Raw genomic sequence first — 19,410 nt, forward strand, 5'->3', positions numbered from 1 at the left:
ACAACCTTCCTCGCTTCGGAGATTTGTTTTTTTGAATTGTGCAAGCGGGTGTATGCGGCCGATTCGGGTAGATAAAAAGTAATTTAGTTTCATTTCACAAAACTAAATCGCGCTCGGGTTGGGAGGATGGCGGATTAGCTCTATTTTGCAAACGTAATCGGTCATTTTTAGAAGCTGCTCTCCCAAATACGCTTATTAATTAGGCATAATCAAACTAAATGGCCTCTATCGGATGAGTAACTTCAATTAGTTTCACAAAATCGAATTAAACTGCCGGGCGGTGACCGATGCTCAGGCCTGATAGTGAAAAGAGCCTGTGAGCCAATTGGCTTCTGATCAGCACCTTTTTTTATACGACTTTAGTCGAGAACAAAACCATTCCACAGGTCCGCTGGAATTCAGACCGGGGCCCGTTAAATTTGGTATATCCTTCCTTTAGAGTTGGAGTAACAACTTCTCTATAGAAAGGGTGTACGAAATTGAATAATCGAACGGTTGGTGAATTGAACCCGGCAGTCAAGTTTTTTGAAGGGGAGAAATGGTTGGTGCTTACCGGGTTACTTGGCTTCCTGCTTGCAGGGGGATGCGCGGTATGGGTCATGCTGTATGGGGGACCGGTAGCCCCGGACGGCGATGTGTCCAAAGCAGTTTCGTTTAATGCGGCACTGGGTATGTTTTTATTGTCTACGGCGGCTATCGTTCCGTTTTCTGAGATGGGTGCAATAAGCAAAGCAATCTTTCGATGGTCTTACATCATACTAGCGATTTATTCTTACTTTGCGGAAACCGTACAAAATTTTCGCGGCATAAATCCGAGGTTCGTGAAGGATGGCACAGCCTTTGATACTTCAGTCGGTATCATTTTTGGTTTGGTGGCTCTGCTGCTGGTACTGTTTTATTTAAGCTTGGCGATTCAATATTTCCGCAAGAAAGCGTATAAGCTGCGTCCGGAGCTCGTACTGGGTATACGCTATGCAATGATTGCGGTATTGATCTCGTTTGCGGCCGGTATCTGGATTTCTTTCAACCAGGGCCGAATCATCGGTATGCATGGTAATATTATTTGGCTTCATGGTCTCGGTTTCCATGCTTTGCAAGCAGTACCCTTTGTCGCTTGGTTGACTGAACGCAAATCGCTTCAAACCTCGGTTCGCCTCAGGTTGATCCATATGACAGGAGTCGCTTACTTGCTCGGACTAGCGGCGATCGGCTGGAAAACGTTTCTAGGATCCTCTATTTTTGAGTGGGCCGTACTCCCGCTTCTTGCCTCCTGCTGTTTCCTGATCGCGTTAGTACCAGTAGTGCTTATACTGCGACGTGCAAATTTCATCGATAGAAATTTTTGAAAAGTTTGTAATTCCTAAGGTGACAATAAAAAATATCCAAAGGGCTGCCGCATTGCAGCCCTTTGCTCCGTTAACGGGCGGAATAGCGTAATGCCAGCTTGCATGAAAAGTATCTGTAGCTCGGCTATTGATCAGCTGTTTTTGATATAATTAATTCCAAATATCTGGAAGAGGGAGGTTGTAGCGTGAATCAGATGAGGGGAATTATTTTAGAGGGATACTCGCATGCCGGTAAAACGTCGGTATTAAAATGTATAAAAATATTACAAGCTCAGGATGAATTAGCGGAGCGAAGCGTCATTGTTCTGAGTGAACATTTTTCCCAGGTCTTACATAACATTCATGGAGAATACAGGAGATCGAGTCACGAAGAACATCTTCAGCTATTGCAAGATAGAGTTGGAATGCTAACACAATTAAACGAATGGGCAAAATATTTGGGAGATGCCTCCCGGAGGTCCAGGGGGATATTTTTTATCCTAGAACGATTTCATTTAAATCACAGAGTCGCCTATCCCGATAAATATGTAGATGAAATCGAAGCTATCGAACAGGAGTTGTTAAACCTCGGAGCAAAATGCGCATTATTAACGATATCCCCTGAAATAGCAGAAAAAAGATTACAAAGCCGTACGCCTGATGAATGGGTAAACAAGAGCAGTGAACAAGTCCAAGCTGCAGCAGCCGAGCTGCTATCGATTCAGTCGGAATTACGTAGTGCATCGAGAAAGTCCGTCATACCAACAATAGAAATGAATACGGACAACAAGGATTGGTTTGCGTATGCTAAAGAGATTATTAACATTTTGGATTAGTTTAGCATCATCGGTAAAAAGGCTGCAGGCATGATCTGCAGCCTGTTGTTACTCCTATATCGTTATTCTAATGAAAAAATTACCCTTCCAGCACATCCGCCCCTAAATCGCCCGCAACCTCAATCATTTTGGGAATCACTGCTTCATTGGTGCCGGATACATAAAGATCTCCCTGATAATGCCTGAATGGGATCTTAGTATCACCGCAGCTCCACATGAAAAAATCTCCCTCAATGGACATGCTGGTAGAGCCTGACACCGTAAAAACTGATGTATAGGAAAAATCAGGTTTGGACGTGAAATACTGTTTGCACTCTTCTAAAGATATTGTTTGCGCCGAATTGCCATTTTCCTGAAATGCTCTTGTAATTCGATAACGTTGACTCATTGAGATTCCTCCAATATTGTTCTCAACAAAGACTCCCGATCTTGCCGACAGCCTTTCTCGGATTGTTGAACTAAAGTTTTCCGTTAGTGGAATGACAGAGATATTCCATAGTATTGCCGGGAGATTTCCTTACCCCACACCCAGAACAAATCCCCTTTATACCTGCCTTTTAGCGTAACAAAGGACTGCCGTGAAGTAAACTCATACTAGCGTTTTATTCTATATGGAAGCAGTCTGCTTTCTACCCATTCAATAAATTTGTTTTCTGCTTCTTCGTAATCACGCACCTTTAAAATCACAACACCATATAATTCATGTCTTGGCTGTGTTTCGTCAAACAAATGAGTATCATGACTATCATCGTAGTAAACAACCCATTTGCCATCTTCAAAAAAGCCAACAGCTTCTATATCATTTCCATCCTTGTAATAACCCAAGTCCCAATGGCTTATTTCCATATACTCCTTACCTCCTTCATTTCGGAATAATTCATAAACAGTATAGCTTCTAAACAATGTGGTTTATACAATGAAGCACAGTAGCGAATGCCTCAGCTGTACCACCAAGCGCGAAAAACCCTGATCCATAATCCGCTTCGGATAACAAATCAGGGCCTGTGCTCTCGTATTCAACTTTACTTAATCCATTATATGCCAAACGTAAAACGTGTCCCAAGGAACGAGAGCGCTCCAAATCAAACGCATAAGCCAAGCGCCTCTCTATTGCCAACGTTACTCAGTGCGGGTGTCCAGAGGGCGCAGCGCCTCGGGGCCCTCCCTTGGAAGGGAGGGTTTGGGAGGGTTCGAAACGCTTTGAAGCTTTGGTAGTAAGCCTTTAAAGGTTTGGTAGCAAACTTTTTAAAGGTTAGCCGCAGAAGGCCCCGCTGCCAAGCGTTTAATCGCGCGAATGCTCACTATCCGGTCAATAAAATAAGCCCCCGCCAGGAAAATAAGAAAGATATTCGGGTAGCCGTATCTTGAAAACGCGACGAAAGGAACATATATAACGGTGAAGTAGGCTAGCGTAAACAGTAAGAGCAAATAGGGGATATTTCGCTGCCTAACGGCTTTGAATAGCATAAGCAGCAACCCGGCGGAACCGATCAGCATCATAAGGGTGTGAGGGACAAATACGAATGCGATAGATATATCGAACACCGTTCGCCAGTAATAAGGTCCGAGGTACAGCCCTTTTACTTTTTCGACAGTATACCATTTGAGATAATCTATCGGCTGATGTGTGAAACCGTAGCGCATAATTTTTTTGGCTGTATCTGCCATGGCATCATCTGAGCCTATGAATAAGCTGGCTCTATCGCCCGCATATTCCGGGTGAGCGTCGAAGAATGGCTTGGCAGGAGCCGCGTTTTTGATTAAGGCTCCCAGCAGCATCGGGTTTCCTGCTGATTTGGTGAAGGGAATAAATTCATCAAACGTTATGTAATTGCGGATCCACCAAGGGCTGAGCAGAATCACCATCGTAACGGAAATGACGACTGTATGCTTCACGATCGTTTTCCAGGATACTTTATTGATCACCCACAACATAAATAAAACGACTGGAAAAAGTCCGGTATGCGGTTTAAAGTAGCAAGCCATAATGACGAGAACGGCGACGATGACATAGTGCTTGGTTTGATTGCTCTTTAAAGCAAGCAGGCTGAAGCAGATTAACAGCATAAATATCGTCCGGAATATCGTTTCTGATAAAATAACGCCGGAAGAGAAATAATCAGGCAAATATAACGCTGTTGCGATGCTGGCAATAAGAGCGGCCCGGCTATTGAATAAATGATTCGCGATTACAAAAATAAGATAGATAGAGAAGGCTTGCAGAGCTGCCTGCAAAATTCGAAATGCGATTACGGCTGTATCGCCTTGTCCGAATATTAGCATTAAGCCTGACAATACAAAGGGCATCCCAGGCATAATAAAAGAGGATGGAGACTCGCCGCTATTGTAAGCAAGGGTATGCTTATTCAATAAAATTTTTGCGCTGTTCACGTATTTCACGTCATCATTATTCAGTTTCTCATAGGAGCCCAGCAAAAAATGATCGCCGTAAATAAGAACGGATGCTGCGCTTATAGCGAATACGAGAAGGATGGTGACGAGAAGAGCGATTTTGACCGGTCTGGATACTTGACTTAAATTAAACAAGAACTACACACCTTTCGATTGTATTTATATAGGTTTTAAACGGAAATTTCCTCCATTCTAAATTAAAACGAACAAATGAAGAAAAATGTTCCAGCTCATTCGAAGTATACTACAGTTTACTATATTTGCTGTCTATAAACATACGCACAAGTGCTATCGACCATCCTCTCATACAGTAAGATGAGGTGATGGCAGTGTCCAAAAAGAAATATGCTAGCCGAAGTATAGTAGGGAAGCAGCGTGTCTGCAATTACTTATCAGCCAATAAATCGCTGAAGCGTCACATTCCGCATACCGTATCATTCAGTCGCGGTCATCTGGAAATGATGATTAACAAGTATGATATGCTCTACGTGAAGCCTAATGTGGGCTCGCATGGAATTGGCGTCTTTAAGCTGAAGCGGTCCGATCCAGGCTATGAACTGTTTGAGATTGTCAAAAAGAAACAAATAAGCAAACATTATAATGCTATTTCCGGCGTATATGACCGCTTGAAGAAACAGAAGCCGGCAAAGCTCATTATTCAAAAAGGGATATCCTTAGATACAGTGAAAGGTTGTCCGTATGATATTCGGGTAATGGTACAGCGGAAGCCAGGAGGCTCTTGGGTTTGTACAGGCATAGTCGTAAAGGTGGGGGCACGCAATAAAATTGTGACGAACTATTATCAAGGCGGTTCGATCTATACGATGAAGCAGCTTGGAAAAATGCAGGGGAAATCGTCTGCAGCAACCGAGGGCCGAGTACGGAAAATGACGGATCTGGCACTTCGAATTTCGCGTGCATTAAGTAAGAAACAATCAGGCATGCATGAAATGGGCATCGACTTCGCATATGACAAGCAGAACCGTCTTTGGGTCATTGAGGTAAACTCCAACCATCCTCAATTTAATGCGATTAAACAGCTTGACCGCAAGGCTTACAACAAAATGCTGCACTTCGCGGTCAGCTACGGCAGACATTCTGCAAAATAGTTCGAACAGAAGCAGGTCGGGGAAAATTCCCTTGATCTGTTTCTTTATGTAATAAAACCTAACATGCTTATTGACACATCCGTATGTTCCACACTATAATTCGGTTAAACGTAAGGTTTCGTGACAATCAAATAGGGTTCTCGAGCATGAATGATGAGAACAACAAGCAGTCTAGGGTTCCGTTAACGATCGTTCGGCGCATGCAAGAAAGCGTTCGGCAAGTGGTTAAGTCTGGTCCAAGAGACGGCGTATAGATGATGCGGACGTACCGTTCGCCCATCTATATAACACGGAAGGATAAAAGCCTGGGAGATCACTCTCCTTGGCTTTTATTTTTTTTTATAGTCCTATTTGGTGCTAATTAAAAGATGACAGGAGTGGGGAAAATGAAAAAATCACTTAAGGCGACACTGGTTCTAATGCTAATCGTATCGATGACGTTTTTGGCTGCTTGTTCCGGAAATACAAAGGAGACAAAGGAAGGAACGACGGATGATCCGATCACGATTGCGCTTAGTCCTTGGCCGGGTTGGTATATGTGGTATTTGGTAGAGGAGAAGGGGTTCTTCGAGAAGCATGGCGTTAACGTCAAGCTGGAGTTTTTCCCTGTATACAGCGACTCGCTCCAAGCGATCGCAGCCGGCAAAGTTGACGCGAACAGCCAGACGCTAAGCGATTCGCTGGCGCCGCTGTCCAAAGGCATTGGTCTGAAGGCTGTCCTCGTAAACGATAATTCTTTTGGCGGCGATGCTATTGTGAGTAAACCTGACATTAACTCCATCAAAGATTTGAAAGGAAAGACGGTTGCAACTGAGCTTGGTACGGTGGATCACTTCCTTCTGCTTACCGCACTTGCTGAAAACGGAATGGACGAGAAAGACATTAATTACGTCAACATGACGGTGAATGATGCCGGACCTGCTTTTATTTCTGGCAATACGGATGCATCGGTGCTTTGGGAGCCATTCCAAACGACTGCCGTGAAGGAAGGCAAAGGCAAGGTGCTTTTTTCTTCCAAGGATACGCCAGGGCTCATACCGGATCTGCTTGTGTTCCGCGATTCGGTCGTGAAGGATCGTCCGGAGGAGGTACAAAAAATCGTCGATGCTTGGTTCGATGCGCTGGCATGGTATGAGGACAACAAAGAAGAGGCGATCAAGCTTCTAGCTGAGAAGGCAGAGACAACGCCGGAAGACTTTAAGCTAGGCTTAGACAGCATCAAGCTATTCAACGTTGCGGATAACATCAAGGCGTTCGAGCAGCGGGAGGATTACACTTCGCTTAGCTACACAGGCCTGAAGACGGCAGATTTTCTTTTTAAACTCGATATGGTTGATAAGCTGGATAGCGTTGATGAGCTGCTCGATCCTCAGTTTGTAAATAATAAAGCAGGGAAGTGATGAGCGATGGGGACGCCAATGCGACGTAAACCGTATAAATTTCAAATATTCAAAGATATCGGCCCAAAGCCGTTTGCCGTAACGGCGGGATTCTCCTTCGCTTTGCTGCTTGGCCTATGGTCACTGCTAAGCTATACGGAGACGGTCAGTCCGATCTTCCTGCCGAAGCCGCATGCCGTGCTCGTTCAGCTCATTCTGAATCTCGGAAGTCCGGAGTATTGGGGACATATCGGCATTAGCGTATTCAGGGTTACGGCCGGTTTTTTACTAGCCTGTGTGATTGCTATACCTATCGGATTGTTTGCCGGTACGTTCAAATTCGGGGAAGCTTTCGTGGAGCCTCCAATGGAATTTATCCGTTATATGCCGGCGGTCGCTTTTATTCCGCTCATCATGGTATGGGCCGGAATCGGAGAGTGGGCAAAGGTGCTGCTCATCTTTATCGGCTGCTTCTTCCAGCTCGTGCTGATGGTGTCAGATATTACGCGGCGCGTACCGCATGATCTGCTGCATGCTTCCTTTACGCTGGGGGCGAGCAGATGGAAGGCGATCGAAACGGTTATTATTCCGGCTATTCAGCCTCAGCTGATGAATACGCTCCGGCTTATTCTCGGATGGGCGTGGACGTATCTCGTCGTAGCGGAGCTCGTAGCAGTTAGCAGCGGATTGGGCTACCAGATTATGAAGGCGCAGCGATTCCTGAATACCGATGAGATTTTTGTCGGCATTATCGTAATCGGTTTGCTAGGGCTTGTAAGCGACCGGGTGTTTGCTTTTCTGAACCGCCGGCTTTTCCCTTGGGCTTAGAGCTTGAGTTATGATAGCTGACATAATGATTGACAAATAGGATTGACAAAGACGGCTGGACGCTATTATACTCCGATTAAACGTCAGGAAACATGACAACAACATATAGGTTCTCATGATTGCCATTGAGAACGACAAGCTGTCTAGGGTTCCGCTAATGACGGCTGACGCATTTCTTTTGATCAAATGAATCGTCAGCCGGAAGCAGGTCTGGTCCGAGAGACGGCATATAGCAGGCTGTTCTCTCGCTGAAGCAGCCTGCTATAGTACACGGAAGGATAAAAGCCTGGGAGATTACTCTCCCGGGCTTTCTTTATTTTTAAGACCAACATTTTTTGAGGGGGAAACATCGATGAGCAGTATTTGGAACACAACCATTCGTCCAGGAGGCAAATGGTCAGGATATATCAGCCGGGGGAGGTTGCTGCGGTTCACTGCGCTGGGAGCGGGAGCGAACGTATCTGTGCTTTTCTATAACGCGAAGGATTTAACAGAACGTTACAATATGCCGGATACGCTAAAAGCGCAGCATACCTCGCATTTAACCAAGGGGAATGTGCTGATGAGCGATAACGGCCGGTCGCTGGCCAGTATCGTAGACGATCAGCTCGGCTGGCACGATACGATATGCGGCTATACGAGCCGCGCGGCGACGGATGCGAAATACGGCAAGACCACCTACCAGGAACTTCGCAATGAGTGGCTGCGCAGCGGACAAGAAAATTTTGCGGTGGAGCTGGTTAGAAACGGACTGGGCGTACGGGATCTAGCTCCTGTCGTGAATCTGTTCTCGAAGGTGTATTGCGATGAGCAAGGCGTTATGCACTTTAGCCCGGAGCATTGCCAAGCTGGAGCGGCTGTAACGTTAAGAACAGATATGGACGTGCTGCTGGTGCTGTCGAACACCCCGAACCCGCTTGATCCAAGCGGCGATTATCCTTCCGTGCCCGTTCAAATCGAGGTGCTGGAAGCGGAGGCTGTTCAGGAGGATGATTACTGCTTGAACTTCCGTCCGGAGAACCGGCGCGCTTATGAGAATACACAGCAATATTACTTGCTGCAAGGTTTATAAAGCTTATCAATCATTGATTAGGAGGAATGACAGATGTCTGTTTTTAATCGAGTGGAAAGCCCGCGTAAGGCAGAGGATGCCATATACGATGAAATGATAGCAGCCGGTGATGGCTGGATGTACGATCTGCAGCCGGGACAGGTGCTGAGAATCGTCGATTTGGATGGCAATCAAGCGGCTGACACGTTATTTTACGATGCGGATCATCCGGAGGATCATTACAGCGCGGTTGCGACAATTGCCGGACAAGGCAACATTTATTTGACGGCAGGCTCGGTGCTCCTCTCCGAATCCGGCAAGGAGCTGCTGAAGATCATAGCGGATACCTGCGGCCGGCATGATACGGTCGGCGGCTCATGCTCCGCTCAAAGCAACACGGTTCGCTATTCGCATGACAAACTTTATATGCACAACTGCCGCGATACGTTCATGCTGCAGCTGGCGAAGCGGAATGAGCAATATACGAAACGGGATTTGGCTCCGAACATTAACTTCTTCATGAATGTGCCGGTAACGGCTGACGGAGGGCTTCAGTTCGCAGATGGCGTATCGTCGCCTGGCGCTTACGTTGAGCTTCAATCGCTTTGCCGCACGACTGCGCTGCTCAGCAATTGCCCGCAGCTTAACAACCCATGCAACGCCTATAACCCGACGCCGGTGCGGGTGCTCGTTTGGGACCGATAGGTTTCATTCAGCTTACAAAAACAGTAGAACGACTTTGCGAGGAGAGATTACGATGTTCACAAAAGTATTAATCGCAAACCGCGGCGCTATCGCTGTTCGCATCGAGCGCACGCTGCGCAAGCTTGGCATCGCATCGGTTGCCGTATACACGGGAGCCGATCAAGACAGCCTGCATGTCGATCATGCGGATGAAGCCGTTCTTATTGGTGAAGGTCCTGCCAAAGAAAGTTATTTGAATGCAGAGCTTATTTTGCAAACGGCGCTTGAAACGGGTGCGCAGGCAATTCATCCCGGCTATGGTTTCCTTAGCGAAAATGCCGATTTTGCCCGCGCTTGCCGCGAGCAAGGCATCGTATTCATCGGACCGACGCCCGAGCAAATGGAGATGTTCGGCCTAAAGCATTCGGCCCGGGAAATTGCCAAGCGGGCAGGCGTTCCGTTATTGCCGGGCACGGCATTAATTACGGAGCTGAAGGAAGCGCTGGCGCAGGCCGGTCAGATCGGTTATCCGGTCATTCTAAAAAGCACGGCGGGCGGCGGCGGCATTGGAATGCGGGTATGCGCGGACGAACAAGCGCTGCGCCTCGCCTATGACGGCGTTAAGCATTTGGCGGAAACGAACTTTAAAAATGGCGGATTGTTTTTGGAGAAATATATTGCGAGAGCGCGTCATGTCGAGGTGCAGATTTTTGGCAACGGCTTTGGCGAGGTTGTCACGCTGGGCGAGCGCGACTGCTCGATCCAGCGCCGCAACCAGAAGGTCATCGAGGAAAGTCCGGCCCCGAATCTGACGGATGAGGTTCGTAATGCCATGTTTGAATCCTCGAAGCGTCTTGCAGCGGAAGCGGGTTACCGCAGTGCGGGAACGGTGGAATATTTGTACGATCCGGAGACGGGAGAGTTTTATTTTCTTGAGGTGAATACGCGGCTGCAGGTTGAGCATGGCGTAACGGAAGAGGTACTGGGCGTTGACTTAGTGGAATGGATGGTTCGCGAAGCGGCGAATGAGCTTACTGACTTGCAGTCGAAAGTGAAAGCGCCTGTCGGACACAGCATTCAAGCGCGCATTTATGCCGAGGACTGCTTGCAGAGCTTCCGTCCCAGCGCGGGGCAGCTGGACCAAGCTGTATTTTCGGCTAACGCCCGCAATGAGTCTTGGGTAAGAGACGGCCTTACGGTGACGACGCTTTACGATCCGATGCTCGCGAAAATTATCGTTCATGGCGCGGATCGCGAGGAAGCGATAAGCAAGCTGATTCATGCGCTTAGCGAGACCAGAATGTACGGCATTACGACTAATTTGCAATATTTGCAAGCGCTGCTTGGCGATCAGGAGGTTGCAGACGGGAATGTCTATACGCAGCTGCTGAGTGGCTTTGTGCCTGCCGAGCATGCGCTCGAAGTGGTTGACGGCGGCGTTCAAACGACTGTCCAAGATTGGCCGGGACGGATAGGCCACTGGGATGTCGGCGTCCCGCCATGCGGACCGATGGACCCTTACTCCTTCCGGATTGGCAATAAATTGCTGGGCAATGATGATCATGCCGCCGGTCTTGAGCTGACGCTGCGCGGCGGCTCTTATAAATTCCGAAGCGGCGTATGGTTCTGCGTGACCGGAGCGGATATGGGGGCTGAGCTGGACGGGGTGAAGGTTGAGCTGTATAAGCCGATGTTTGCGGATCGGGGTCAGGTGCTTAGCTTCGGGGAAGCGAAGCTAGGCTTGCGCACGTATTTGCTCGTTGCCGGCGGCTTCGATATGCCTCGCATTCTTGGAAGCGCGGCGACCTTTACGCTCGGCGGATTTGGCGGGCATGGCGGTCGCGCGCTGCGTGCAGGCGATGTGCTTGGTGTAATCAAAGGGGCTGAGCCTCCTGTTTTGGCGGAGCTCGCTCCGAGTGAACGTCCGCAAATGACGAGTGAATGGACGATTGGCGTCATACCCGGACCGCATTGCACGGGGGAGTTTCTGAAGCCGGAATATTTGAAGCAGCTATCCGAGACGGCTTATGAGGTTCATTTCAACAGCTCGCGTACCGGTGTTCGGCTGATTGGACCGGCACCGCTATGGACGCGGGAAGACGGCGGAGAGGCCGGGCTTCATCCATCGAATATTCACGATAACGCGTATGCGGTCGGAACGCTTGATTTGACTGGCGACATGCCGATCCTGCTCGGACCGGACGGCCCGAGTCTCGGCGGCTTCGTATGTCCGGTTACGACGGCATCGGCCCAATTTTGGAAAATCGGCCAGCTCCATGCCGGGGATAAGGTGCGCTTCCAGCTGTTGACGCTGGAAGAAGCGGATGAGCTGCGCGACGCGCAGGAACGCCGCCTGCGGTTGATCGGAGATTCGGCGCGCGCCGGATTGCCATCCGCGGAGCTTCCTGCAGCGGCAGCTGTTTTGACGCCGGATTACCCGCTGCTTGTTGATGAGGCAGAGGGACGCAGATTCAAGGTCAAAATCCGCTGCAGCGGCGATGAGAATCTGCTGGTGGAATACGGCGATCTTGAGCTTGATCTGCTGCTGCGCTTTCAAGCGCATGCGCTTATGCAGGCGATCGAACAATCGGGACGGATTCCGGTGCTTGATTTGACGCCGGGCATACGTTCCTTGCAGGTGCACATCGACCGTTCTCGAATTACGGTTAGCGAGGCCTGCAAGCTTATTTTGGAGCTGGACAGCTCGCTGCCGCCGCTGGAAACGATTCAGGTGCCGTCGCGTATCGTCCGACTGCCTTTGTCTTGGGATGACCCGGCTACGCAACTTGCGATTGACCGCTATCAGCAAACGGTTCGGCCGGACGCGCCGTGGTGCCCAAGCAATATCGAATTCATCCGCCGCATCAACGGGCTTGAGAGTATTGAAGCTGTACAAAAAATCGTCTACGAAGCCAACTATTTAGTGCTTGGCTTAGGCGACGTATATTTGGGTGCTCCTGTTGCAACTCCGGTTGATCCGCGTCACCGACTTGTAACAACGAAGTATAATCCCGCACGTACCTGGACACCGGAAAACGCTGTCGGTATCGGCGGCGCATATATGTGTGTATACGGCATGGAGGGTCCGGGCGGCTACCAATTCGTTGGACGTACCATTCAAATGTGGAACCGTCTGCGCAGCACGGAAAGCTTTAAACCCGGCAAACCATGGCTGCTGCGGTTTTTTGACCAAATTCAATTTTATCCGGTGGAGGCCGATGAGCTGCTGAAGCTGCGTGAGGATTTCCTGCGCGGCAGATATGAAGCGGATATTACGGAAACGACGTTTGATCTTGGCGAATATTTGAAATTTTTAGATGCCATTGAAGAAAGCGCAGCGGCGTTCAAGGAGAAGCAGCAAGCTTCATTCCAAGCGGAGCGCGAGAGCTGGAAGGAGCTTGGTCTTGCCGAGTATGTCGCGGAGCATGAACCGGCGCGGGCCGGTCAGGAGGAAGCGCTGCAAGAGGGCGCTGCCGCCGTTCGGTGCACGATGCCGGGCAGCGTATGGAAGGTGCTCGTAAGTCCGGGCGAGCAGGTGAAGAAGGGCGATACCCTGATCATAGTAGAAAGCATGAAAATGGAATTTTCACAGCAGGCCTCGTGCGACGGCGAAGTATGCTCCGTGCATGTGGAGCCGGGCGACCAGGTGCATACGGGTCAGCTGATTGTCGGTATTTTGCAGCAAAAGGAAACGGAGGCGGTCGTATGACAAAGGTGACAATTCCTCGCCAATTATCGGTGGAATGGCTTCAAAGCAGCTATGCAAGCGGGCTTCTTACGCCGGAGGACGTACTGGCAGAAATCGTGGGGAGGGCCGAAGCCGATGCGGGTATGAACGTTTGGATTACGCCTCCGTCCATGGCTGCGCTGAAGCCTTATTTGGAAAGGCTTGCTGCGCTGGATCCGGCGAATGCTCCGCTTTGGGGCATTCCGTTCGCGGTCAAAGATAATATTGATGTGGCTGGTGTCCCGACGACGGCCGGCTGTGAGGCATTCGCATACACGCCAAAGGAGCATGCAACGGTAGTGGAGCGGCTCGTTATGGCAGGAGCGATACCGCTTGGCAAAACGAACCTTGACCAATTCGCGACAGGGCTTGTCGGAACCCGCAGTCCTTATGGCGAAGCGCATAATGCGCTTCGTCCGGAGCTGATCAGCGGCGGCTCCAGCTCCGGCTCGGCCGTTGCTGTGGCACGCGGTCATGCCGTTTTCTCCTTAGGGACAGATACGGCCGGTTCAGGCAGGGTACCGGCTGCGCTTAATGAGCTGGTAGGCTATAAGCCGAGCCTCGGCTCATGGCCGGTGAAGGGCGTCGTGCCTGCATGCGCGAGCCTCGATTGTGTTACCGTATTTGCGCACAGCCTGGAGGAAACGCTTCTCGTGGATAGCATCGCTAGAGGCATCGACGAGACTGATCCATGGTCGCGGCATGTACCAAGGCAGCGAGCCAAGCTGCCGGCTAAGCTTTGCTTGCCTAAGCAGGCGGTTGCTTTCTATGGACCATTTGCGGAGAAATATCAGGGCGCTTGGCTAGCCGCGCTGGAGAGACTGGAGCAATTAAATCTCCCGATTGAGTATGTGGATTACGATTTGTTTTCGGATGCGGCCGCCATTCTTTATGGAGGTCCATACGTTGCCGAGCGCTGGGCCGATTTATGCGGTTTTATTGATTCAAATCCGGGTGTTACATTTCCGGTGACGGAGCGGATTCTGCGCTCCGGTGCAGCGGAGGAGTATGATGCGGCTTCGCTGTTTACCGCCATGCATAAGCTGCAGGCATACAAGCTGGAAGCAAGAAAGCTGCTGCAGGATGCGGTACTCGTGATGCCGACCTGCGGCGGAACGTGGACGCGCGAGCAGGTGAGGCAGGAACCGTACAGCACGAATAGCGACATGGGGCGCTATACGAACCATTGTAATTTGCTGGATTTGTGTGCGGTCGCCGTCCCGTCAAGCGCAGCGGACGAGCGGCTGCCGTTCGGCATTACGCTGTTCGCGCTTGCGGAGAACGAGCATCTCCTTATCGAAGCTTCACGTTCATTTGTCGATGGCGGTGAGAGGGCTATTGAGGCTGGCGGAGCCGAGTCATCCCAGACAACTGCAAACAGCGCACATTTGCAGGCGAATGCACAGGTTTCGGTTGCTGCTGAGAAGATGATCGTAGTTGCCGTTTGCGGCTTGCATATGCGAGGTTATCCGCTTGAGAAGCAAATGATTGATTTACAGGCGCGGTTCGTTTGCGAAGCAAGCTCGGCACCGCGCTACAAGCTGGTTAAGCTGCCAACGACGCCAGCGAAGCCGGGTATGATTAAGCAGCAGCACGGTGGAGCTTCTATCGAGCTCGAGCTTTGGGAAATGTCCCCTGCATCTTTCGGGACGTTCACTTCCTTGATTCCGGCTCCGCTTGGTATCGGCAAGGTAGAGCTGTTGGATGGTTCGGAGGTATCCGGCTTCGTATGTGAAGCGTATGCGGCTGCGGATGCAGAGGATATAACGGCATACGGCGGCTGGCGCCATGTTCCGCAAGTTTAATTGAAAGAACAAAGACTTCCAGTTGCCCGTTATTCGGGCTTAGGGAGTCTTTTAGTTTTTAGTGATGCAATATAGCGATTATTTGGATACTCAACTAACGGGGAACGAGAGCTCCATAAAACATCCGGATTCTTTGGGACACCCTCTAAAATTCATAAATGATCAGTTTCTGCCCGGGTCAAGGTTCAGTGTAGTATTCGATTTACTATTGGCGACGATATGATCTGCCGTTCGAATGGAAAGAGCAACGGTTGTCAGAGTGGGGTTCTCACATCCAATGGAAGGTAAAGCACTGTTATCGGCTACATATAGCCCGGAAACTCCGCGAATCTGGCCGTATTGATCTGCCGCTGAGGTTAAAGGGTCATCTCCAATACGGCATGTTCCCGAATCATGATGTAAGTCTCCGCGCGGCATCAGGCAAATCGCAGGCCTTCCGTCTCTGGAAATCAATTTTATCCCGGCAGACGAGGCTATCTGCTTTATGCCTTCTTCCATCTTGCGGATAACAGCTTGATCCTCTTCGTTAAAGGAAAAATGAACCTGTATTTCCGGTACTCCATATTCATCTAATCTATTGGGATTTAGGGTGATCCTGTTCTCATATCGCGATTCAGTCTTGCCGTAGCAAAAAAAAGTAGACCCTACTTCCGCTGTTAACGGTTTTACTTCGTAAGTTTGGTACCAGTAAAAATCACCGGGTCCGGCCATAAGAACTTGATAAGGTTTCTCCGGTGTCTGAGTTATCATAATTCCAAGCGTCCCCAAAGCTGCCGGAAACTCGGTTCGGCTCATCGTTCCTGTACCGATCATAAAAGATTGGTTTGTCAAGTAATGCCCGAGCGCCCTGCTTTTAATTCCAGAGTGAAGCAACAAGCGCGGAGTTTCAAATGTGCTGGCAGACAACACAACCGTTTTTGCTTTAAGGATATACGAATTTTTATCCCGAGACATGACTTTAACGCCGGTTACTTTTCCTTGATCATGCAGGATTTGAACGGCACGGGCATTTACTGCCAGCTCGAACGGGGTAGTATTCAAAGCTTTGGCAAAAAAGGAAATGGAACTATAGAAAACGTCGGTATGAATGCGTCCATAACTTTGCGGTGACAGATCAGCTGCCATAATTATTTTTTCCGCTGTTGAATAACCCTTTGCCCACAGCCGGTTCAATAACATTTCCGTATACGAGGAGTCTGTAGTAAATTCCCCTGATACATTCATGGTTTGCTCAGCAATTTTGTAATAGGTTTTCAGCTCATCGATGGGTATGGGCCATTTCAATAAATCCGACAAATGCATACGCATAGTAAACGTATACCAAAATAATGTTCTTCCCCCCAACGCAAAAAGCTGCCTTGCTCCCGGATACTCTCTAGCGGAACCTGGTAATGGCCGTGAAACGTAATTAAAATATTTCGTAAGACGCTCCCCGTTCATTGTCGAAATGTTGCGGGCATGCGATTGAAGTACCAGATCTCCCCTTTCAATGATACCAATTCGCTTCCCCTGATTCTGCCACTGTTCACACAATCTCCAAAGGACAGCTCCTCCACCGGCACCGGTGCCGACGATAAGGACATCATAATCGGTTTTTTCCATGTCTTCCAGAGAAGTGAGGGGAATCCAATTATTTATGTAATCAGTCGACACGGTACAAGTCGGGATTTCGTCAACATCTCTCATGGTAAAATCACTTAAGGAAGGAAGATAGACTGGTTTGCCAGCGATGTTTTGATCGGGGCTTTCAATGCATGGATTGAGAGAGATAAGCTCCTCTAATTGCAGATGATTTTTATCCGCGATGGTTCTGAGAGTGTCTTTTTCATGGGCGACCCATACTTTCATCCTGTCACACCCTTACAAAAAATCGTTTAATAATTATACTCACAACTTCGGATGCTTATGATCCCCGTAAATCCGTAAACAAAGGGAACGGAACATGTTTTAGGCTGCTCGTCTGACTATTAGGCACAGAATTAAATGGGCTTTCGCTACTGCTTTGTTTGTTTTATTTGTTCCGCACAATCTTTGATTGTATCGATGACGACTCTTGGCTCTGATAATTGAGGAAAATGTCCGCTTTTTTCTGCGATAATATGTTTGCTGCATCTTGACAATGAAAGTAAGTCCAATTGATTCTCCAATCGTATTTTACGTGCTTCCTCTGGCATCATACGATTTTCTTTTCCACCTGTAATCACATATACGGGAATATTGGGAAAAGAGTCTATTTGATGGATTTGAGTCACCGTTCTTTTTACAAAATTAACTTCACTGAATTGTTTGTGTGAAGACAAGGAATCAAACATTAAGAACATTTTGTTAATTGCTTTTACTACCTTGCCTTGATACTCATCAAGGTTTATATCTTTTGGATGGCTGGATTCTAAAAAGACAATTCCTGCTGCTTCATCTGGGTAAAGTCGGGCATATAAATTTATGTATAGTCCCCCTAATGAATGTCCAACCAGCAAGAATGGAGGCTCAAATCCTACTATTTTTAATGCCTCCCGTAAAGTTTCGATAATCGTTATTCCATCTTGAGGTTCTTTCGGCTTATCACTACCTGTAACACCAAAACGATTATAGGAAAATACAGTTAACGATTCCGAAATTTCAGGTAGTATTTTCATCCAGCCTTCTATTGGCCCCGAACCACCGTTAATCAAAACGATATTTGGTTTGCCGTTTCCACTAATATTATATTGAATCTTCCCTTTCGTGGTTTCCATTTTAAATTTATCTATTGGCAATGCAATTACACCTCACTTTGTTATGATTCCATTCACATTATGGATACGTTCTTAACGAGTGAGGGTTACGTTAATTGGAAATATTAAATAGCACTAGGCGTCGGCCTATTCATGCAGATTTGATTCGCTATCTTGTTAAGTTCTTAATGTTCATTGTACAATTTGTTTATCTAATTATTGGGCGTCGTGTTAGATAAAAGTTATATGTCCACGTTATACAAATGGACGGTAAGGTGGCGGCGTTTGAGCATAATCAAAGACTTTTTGCTGCAGTTATCATTAGTCATTGTGCCAGTTGGCATTTATCAAGCTTATTTGTTAGGCCATATTCGAATCAAAAAAAATATTAACTTCTTTCTGTCCATACTTTGGGGGAGTTCAATTTTACTGTGTATGTCATTCCCAATAAGTTACGGAAATGGAATGCATCTTGACTTCAGAATCGTTCCCTTGTTAATCGGTACATTGTATTGCGGTCAAAGAACTGGGTTATTCTTATCCGTATTAATAATTCTATATCGTTTATATTTAGGCTTGGATACAGGCTTTTACAGCACGCTGCTGGTTATCATCTTTGGATTTTCCGTTATCCTTTATTTCCAGAAGACATTCGTAAACGTATCAAAAGACAAGCGAATTATAATGGCAGTCATGCTTTCGTCGTATTATTGCTTCGTGGGCGCTTTTTTAGTCTCGGTGCTGAGAGGAATAACAACAGAGAGCTTAACCATTTATTTTTTTCACTTCGGATGTGCCGCAGGTTTGACCTGGTTGATGACCGCTTTAAATGAGAACATGGCAGAGATCCATACGATGCGTATTGAACTTCAAAATGCTGAAAGGCTGCGACTGATAGGGAACTTAACAGGTGCATTTGCCCATGAAATCCGTAATCCGATGCAAGTAGCCCGGGGCTTTCTTCAGCTGCTCGATACGCCCGATCTGCCTGATAAGAAGAAGCAGTATATTAAGCTGTCAATTGAAGAATTGGATCAAGCGAACAATATCATTCACAATTTTTTGACCTTGGGAAAGCCATCCTCAGATTGTAATGAGTACGTGGACGTTGGCGATCAACTAAAACGAGCTGTGACTCTGATGCAAAACTATGCTCTAAGCAAAAATGTCTCTATCCTAACCAACATAGAGAGTGGCTGTTTAGTTCATGGAAATGCCCAAAGAATGAACCAGTTCCTGATTAATATTATGAAAAATGCAATTGAATCCTTGCCTGTTAATGGGACGATCTGGGCCTCATGTATAGCCGTCGATGATTTTCATGTGGAAATACGCGTGAAAGATGAGGGAATAGGGATGTCGAAAGAGGAAGTAGAAAGACTCGGTTCTCCCTATTATTCCTTGAAGGAAAGTGGCACTGGATTAGGTATGATGGTTTGCTTCCAGATTATCAAATCATTCAAGGGAAAATTAAAAGTGCTCAGTGAACGAAATGTTGGAACAGAGGTCATAGCGAGGATTCCGAAGGCCTAATGCTGCC

15 protein-coding genes and 2 riboswitches are annotated in these 19,410 nt (G+C 47.9%); of the genes, 10 read left to right on the forward strand and 5 right to left on the reverse strand.

Annotated elements, in window-relative coordinates; genetic code table 11:
* Positions 1-479 precede the first annotated feature (479 nt).
* Together AC0YNZ_RS09090 and AC0YNZ_RS09095 are read left to right on the forward strand one after the other, a co-directional pair.
* Positions 480-1,346 (forward strand): hypothetical protein, encoded by an 867-nt coding sequence (locus AC0YNZ_RS09090; protein ID WP_475826301.1) that lies wholly within the window; start codon positions 480-482, stop codon positions 1,344-1,346.
* A gap of 194 nt (positions 1,347-1,540) precedes the next feature.
* A complete protein-coding gene (locus tag AC0YNZ_RS09095; protein ID WP_475826499.1) occupies positions 1,541-2,161 on the forward strand; it encodes a hypothetical protein in 621 nt (206 codons plus the stop codon).
* A 79-nt stretch (positions 2,162-2,240) separates the two neighbouring features.
* Here AC0YNZ_RS09095 and AC0YNZ_RS09100 read toward each other — a convergent pair whose 3' ends face one another.
* The 3 genes from AC0YNZ_RS09100 to AC0YNZ_RS09110 form a co-directional block, all read right to left on the reverse strand.
* Positions 2,241-2,549: a hypothetical protein gene (locus AC0YNZ_RS09100; protein WP_475826302.1), complete on the reverse strand. Its 309-nt coding sequence runs from the start codon at positions 2,547-2,549 to the stop codon at positions 2,241-2,243.
* 206 nt (positions 2,550-2,755) lie between these two features.
* Entirely contained in the window at positions 2,756-3,007 is a 252-nt protein-coding gene (locus AC0YNZ_RS09105) for a DUF3986 family protein (protein ID WP_475826303.1), read from the reverse strand.
* Positions 3,008-3,406: 399 nt separating this feature from the next.
* Positions 3,407-4,708, reverse strand: coding sequence for a glycosyltransferase family 39 protein (locus AC0YNZ_RS09110; protein WP_475826304.1), 1,302 nt, complete (start codon positions 4,706-4,708; stop codon positions 3,407-3,409).
* 194 nt (positions 4,709-4,902) lie between these two features.
* Between AC0YNZ_RS09110 and AC0YNZ_RS09115 the strand changes: the two genes are divergently transcribed.
* The 7 genes from AC0YNZ_RS09115 (at position 4,903) to atzF (ending at position 15,156) form a co-directional block, all read left to right on the forward strand.
* The gene (locus tag AC0YNZ_RS09115; protein ID WP_475826305.1) at positions 4,903-5,682 is read left to right on the forward strand and encodes a YheC/YheD family protein; all 780 of its coding nucleotides are present in this window, start codon (positions 4,903-4,905) and stop codon (positions 5,680-5,682) included.
* Between the two features lie 160 nt (positions 5,683-5,842).
* Positions 5,843-5,996: riboswitch (guanidine-I (ykkC/yxkD leader) on the forward strand.
* Between the two features lie 72 nt (positions 5,997-6,068).
* Positions 6,069-7,082, forward strand: a complete 1,014-nt coding sequence (locus tag AC0YNZ_RS09120; RefSeq protein WP_475826306.1) for an ABC transporter substrate-binding protein — start codon at positions 6,069-6,071, stop codon at positions 7,080-7,082.
* An 18-nt stretch (positions 7,083-7,100) separates the two neighbouring features.
* Positions 7,101-7,889 (forward strand): ABC transporter permease, encoded by a 789-nt coding sequence (locus tag AC0YNZ_RS09125; protein ID WP_475826307.1) that lies wholly within the window; start codon positions 7,101-7,103, stop codon positions 7,887-7,889.
* 132 nt (positions 7,890-8,021) lie between these two features.
* Positions 8,022-8,184, forward strand: a riboswitch (guanidine-I (ykkC/yxkD leader).
* 57 nt (positions 8,185-8,241) lie between these two features.
* Complete coding sequence (locus AC0YNZ_RS09130; protein WP_475826308.1) at positions 8,242-8,961, forward strand: urea amidolyase associated protein UAAP1; 720 nt, start codon at positions 8,242-8,244, stop codon at positions 8,959-8,961.
* A gap of 33 nt (positions 8,962-8,994) precedes the next feature.
* Positions 8,995-9,645, forward strand: a complete 651-nt coding sequence (locus AC0YNZ_RS09135) for an urea amidolyase associated protein UAAP2 (protein WP_475826309.1) — start codon at positions 8,995-8,997, stop codon at positions 9,643-9,645.
* Between the two features lie 52 nt (positions 9,646-9,697).
* Positions 9,698-13,333, forward strand: a complete 3,636-nt coding sequence (gene uca, locus AC0YNZ_RS09140; protein ID WP_475826310.1) for an urea carboxylase — start codon at positions 9,698-9,700, stop codon at positions 13,331-13,333.
* Positions 13,330-15,156: an allophanate hydrolase gene (gene atzF / locus AC0YNZ_RS09145; protein WP_475826311.1), complete on the forward strand. Its 1,827-nt coding sequence runs from the start codon at positions 13,330-13,332 to the stop codon at positions 15,154-15,156. The genes uca and atzF overlap by 4 nt, the downstream gene beginning before the upstream one ends.
* A 162-nt stretch (positions 15,157-15,318) precedes the next feature.
* On the opposite strand, the gene AC0YNZ_RS09150 is transcribed toward atzF, so the two are convergent.
* Positions 15,319-17,004, reverse strand: a complete 1,686-nt coding sequence (locus AC0YNZ_RS09150) for a GMC oxidoreductase (RefSeq protein ID WP_475826312.1) — start codon at positions 17,002-17,004, stop codon at positions 15,319-15,321.
* A gap of 146 nt (positions 17,005-17,150) precedes the next feature.
* Positions 17,151-17,912: an alpha/beta fold hydrolase gene (locus AC0YNZ_RS09155; protein WP_475826313.1), complete on the reverse strand. Its 762-nt coding sequence runs from the start codon at positions 17,910-17,912 to the stop codon at positions 17,151-17,153.
* 243 nt (positions 17,913-18,155) lie between these two features.
* On the opposite strand from AC0YNZ_RS09155, the gene AC0YNZ_RS09160 reads away from it, so the two are divergent.
* On the forward strand, positions 18,156-19,403 hold the full coding sequence (locus AC0YNZ_RS09160) for an ATP-binding protein (protein ID WP_475826314.1): 1,248 nt from the start codon (positions 18,156-18,158) through the stop codon (positions 19,401-19,403).
* Positions 19,404-19,410: the final 7 nt, after the last annotated feature.

The organism is Paenibacillus sp. J2L1-98, assembly GCF_056269405.1.

Bases quoted from the DNA above. Each gene is read 5' to 3' on its own strand.
- AC0YNZ_RS09125 (WP_475826307.1), top strand. From the start codon at position 7,101: ATGCGACGTAAACCGTATAAATTTCAAATATTCAAAGATATCGGCCCA.
- AC0YNZ_RS09135 (WP_475826309.1), top strand. From the start codon at position 8,995: ATGTCTGTTTTTAATCGAGTGGAAAGCCCGCGTAAGGCAGAGGATGCC.
- AC0YNZ_RS09100 (WP_475826302.1), bottom strand. From the start codon at position 2,549: ATGAGTCAACGTTATCGAATTACAAGAGCATTTCAGGAAAATGGCAAT.
- atzF (WP_475826311.1), top strand. From the start codon at position 13,330: ATGACAAAGGTGACAATTCCTCGCCAATTATCGGTGGAATGGCTTCAA.
- AC0YNZ_RS09105 (WP_475826303.1), bottom strand. From the start codon at position 3,007: ATGGAAATAAGCCATTGGGACTTGGGTTATTACAAGGATGGAAATGAT.
- uca (WP_475826310.1), top strand. From the start codon at position 9,698: ATGTTCACAAAAGTATTAATCGCAAACCGCGGCGCTATCGCTGTTCGC.
- AC0YNZ_RS09150 (WP_475826312.1), bottom strand. From the start codon at position 17,004: ATGAAAGTATGGGTCGCCCATGAAAAAGACACTCTCAGAACCATCGCG.
- AC0YNZ_RS09095 (WP_475826499.1), top strand. From the start codon at position 1,541: ATGAGGGGAATTATTTTAGAGGGATACTCGCATGCCGGTAAAACGTCG.
- AC0YNZ_RS09130 (WP_475826308.1), top strand. From the start codon at position 8,242: ATGAGCAGTATTTGGAACACAACCATTCGTCCAGGAGGCAAATGGTCA.
- AC0YNZ_RS09120 (WP_475826306.1), top strand. From the start codon at position 6,069: ATGAAAAAATCACTTAAGGCGACACTGGTTCTAATGCTAATCGTATCG.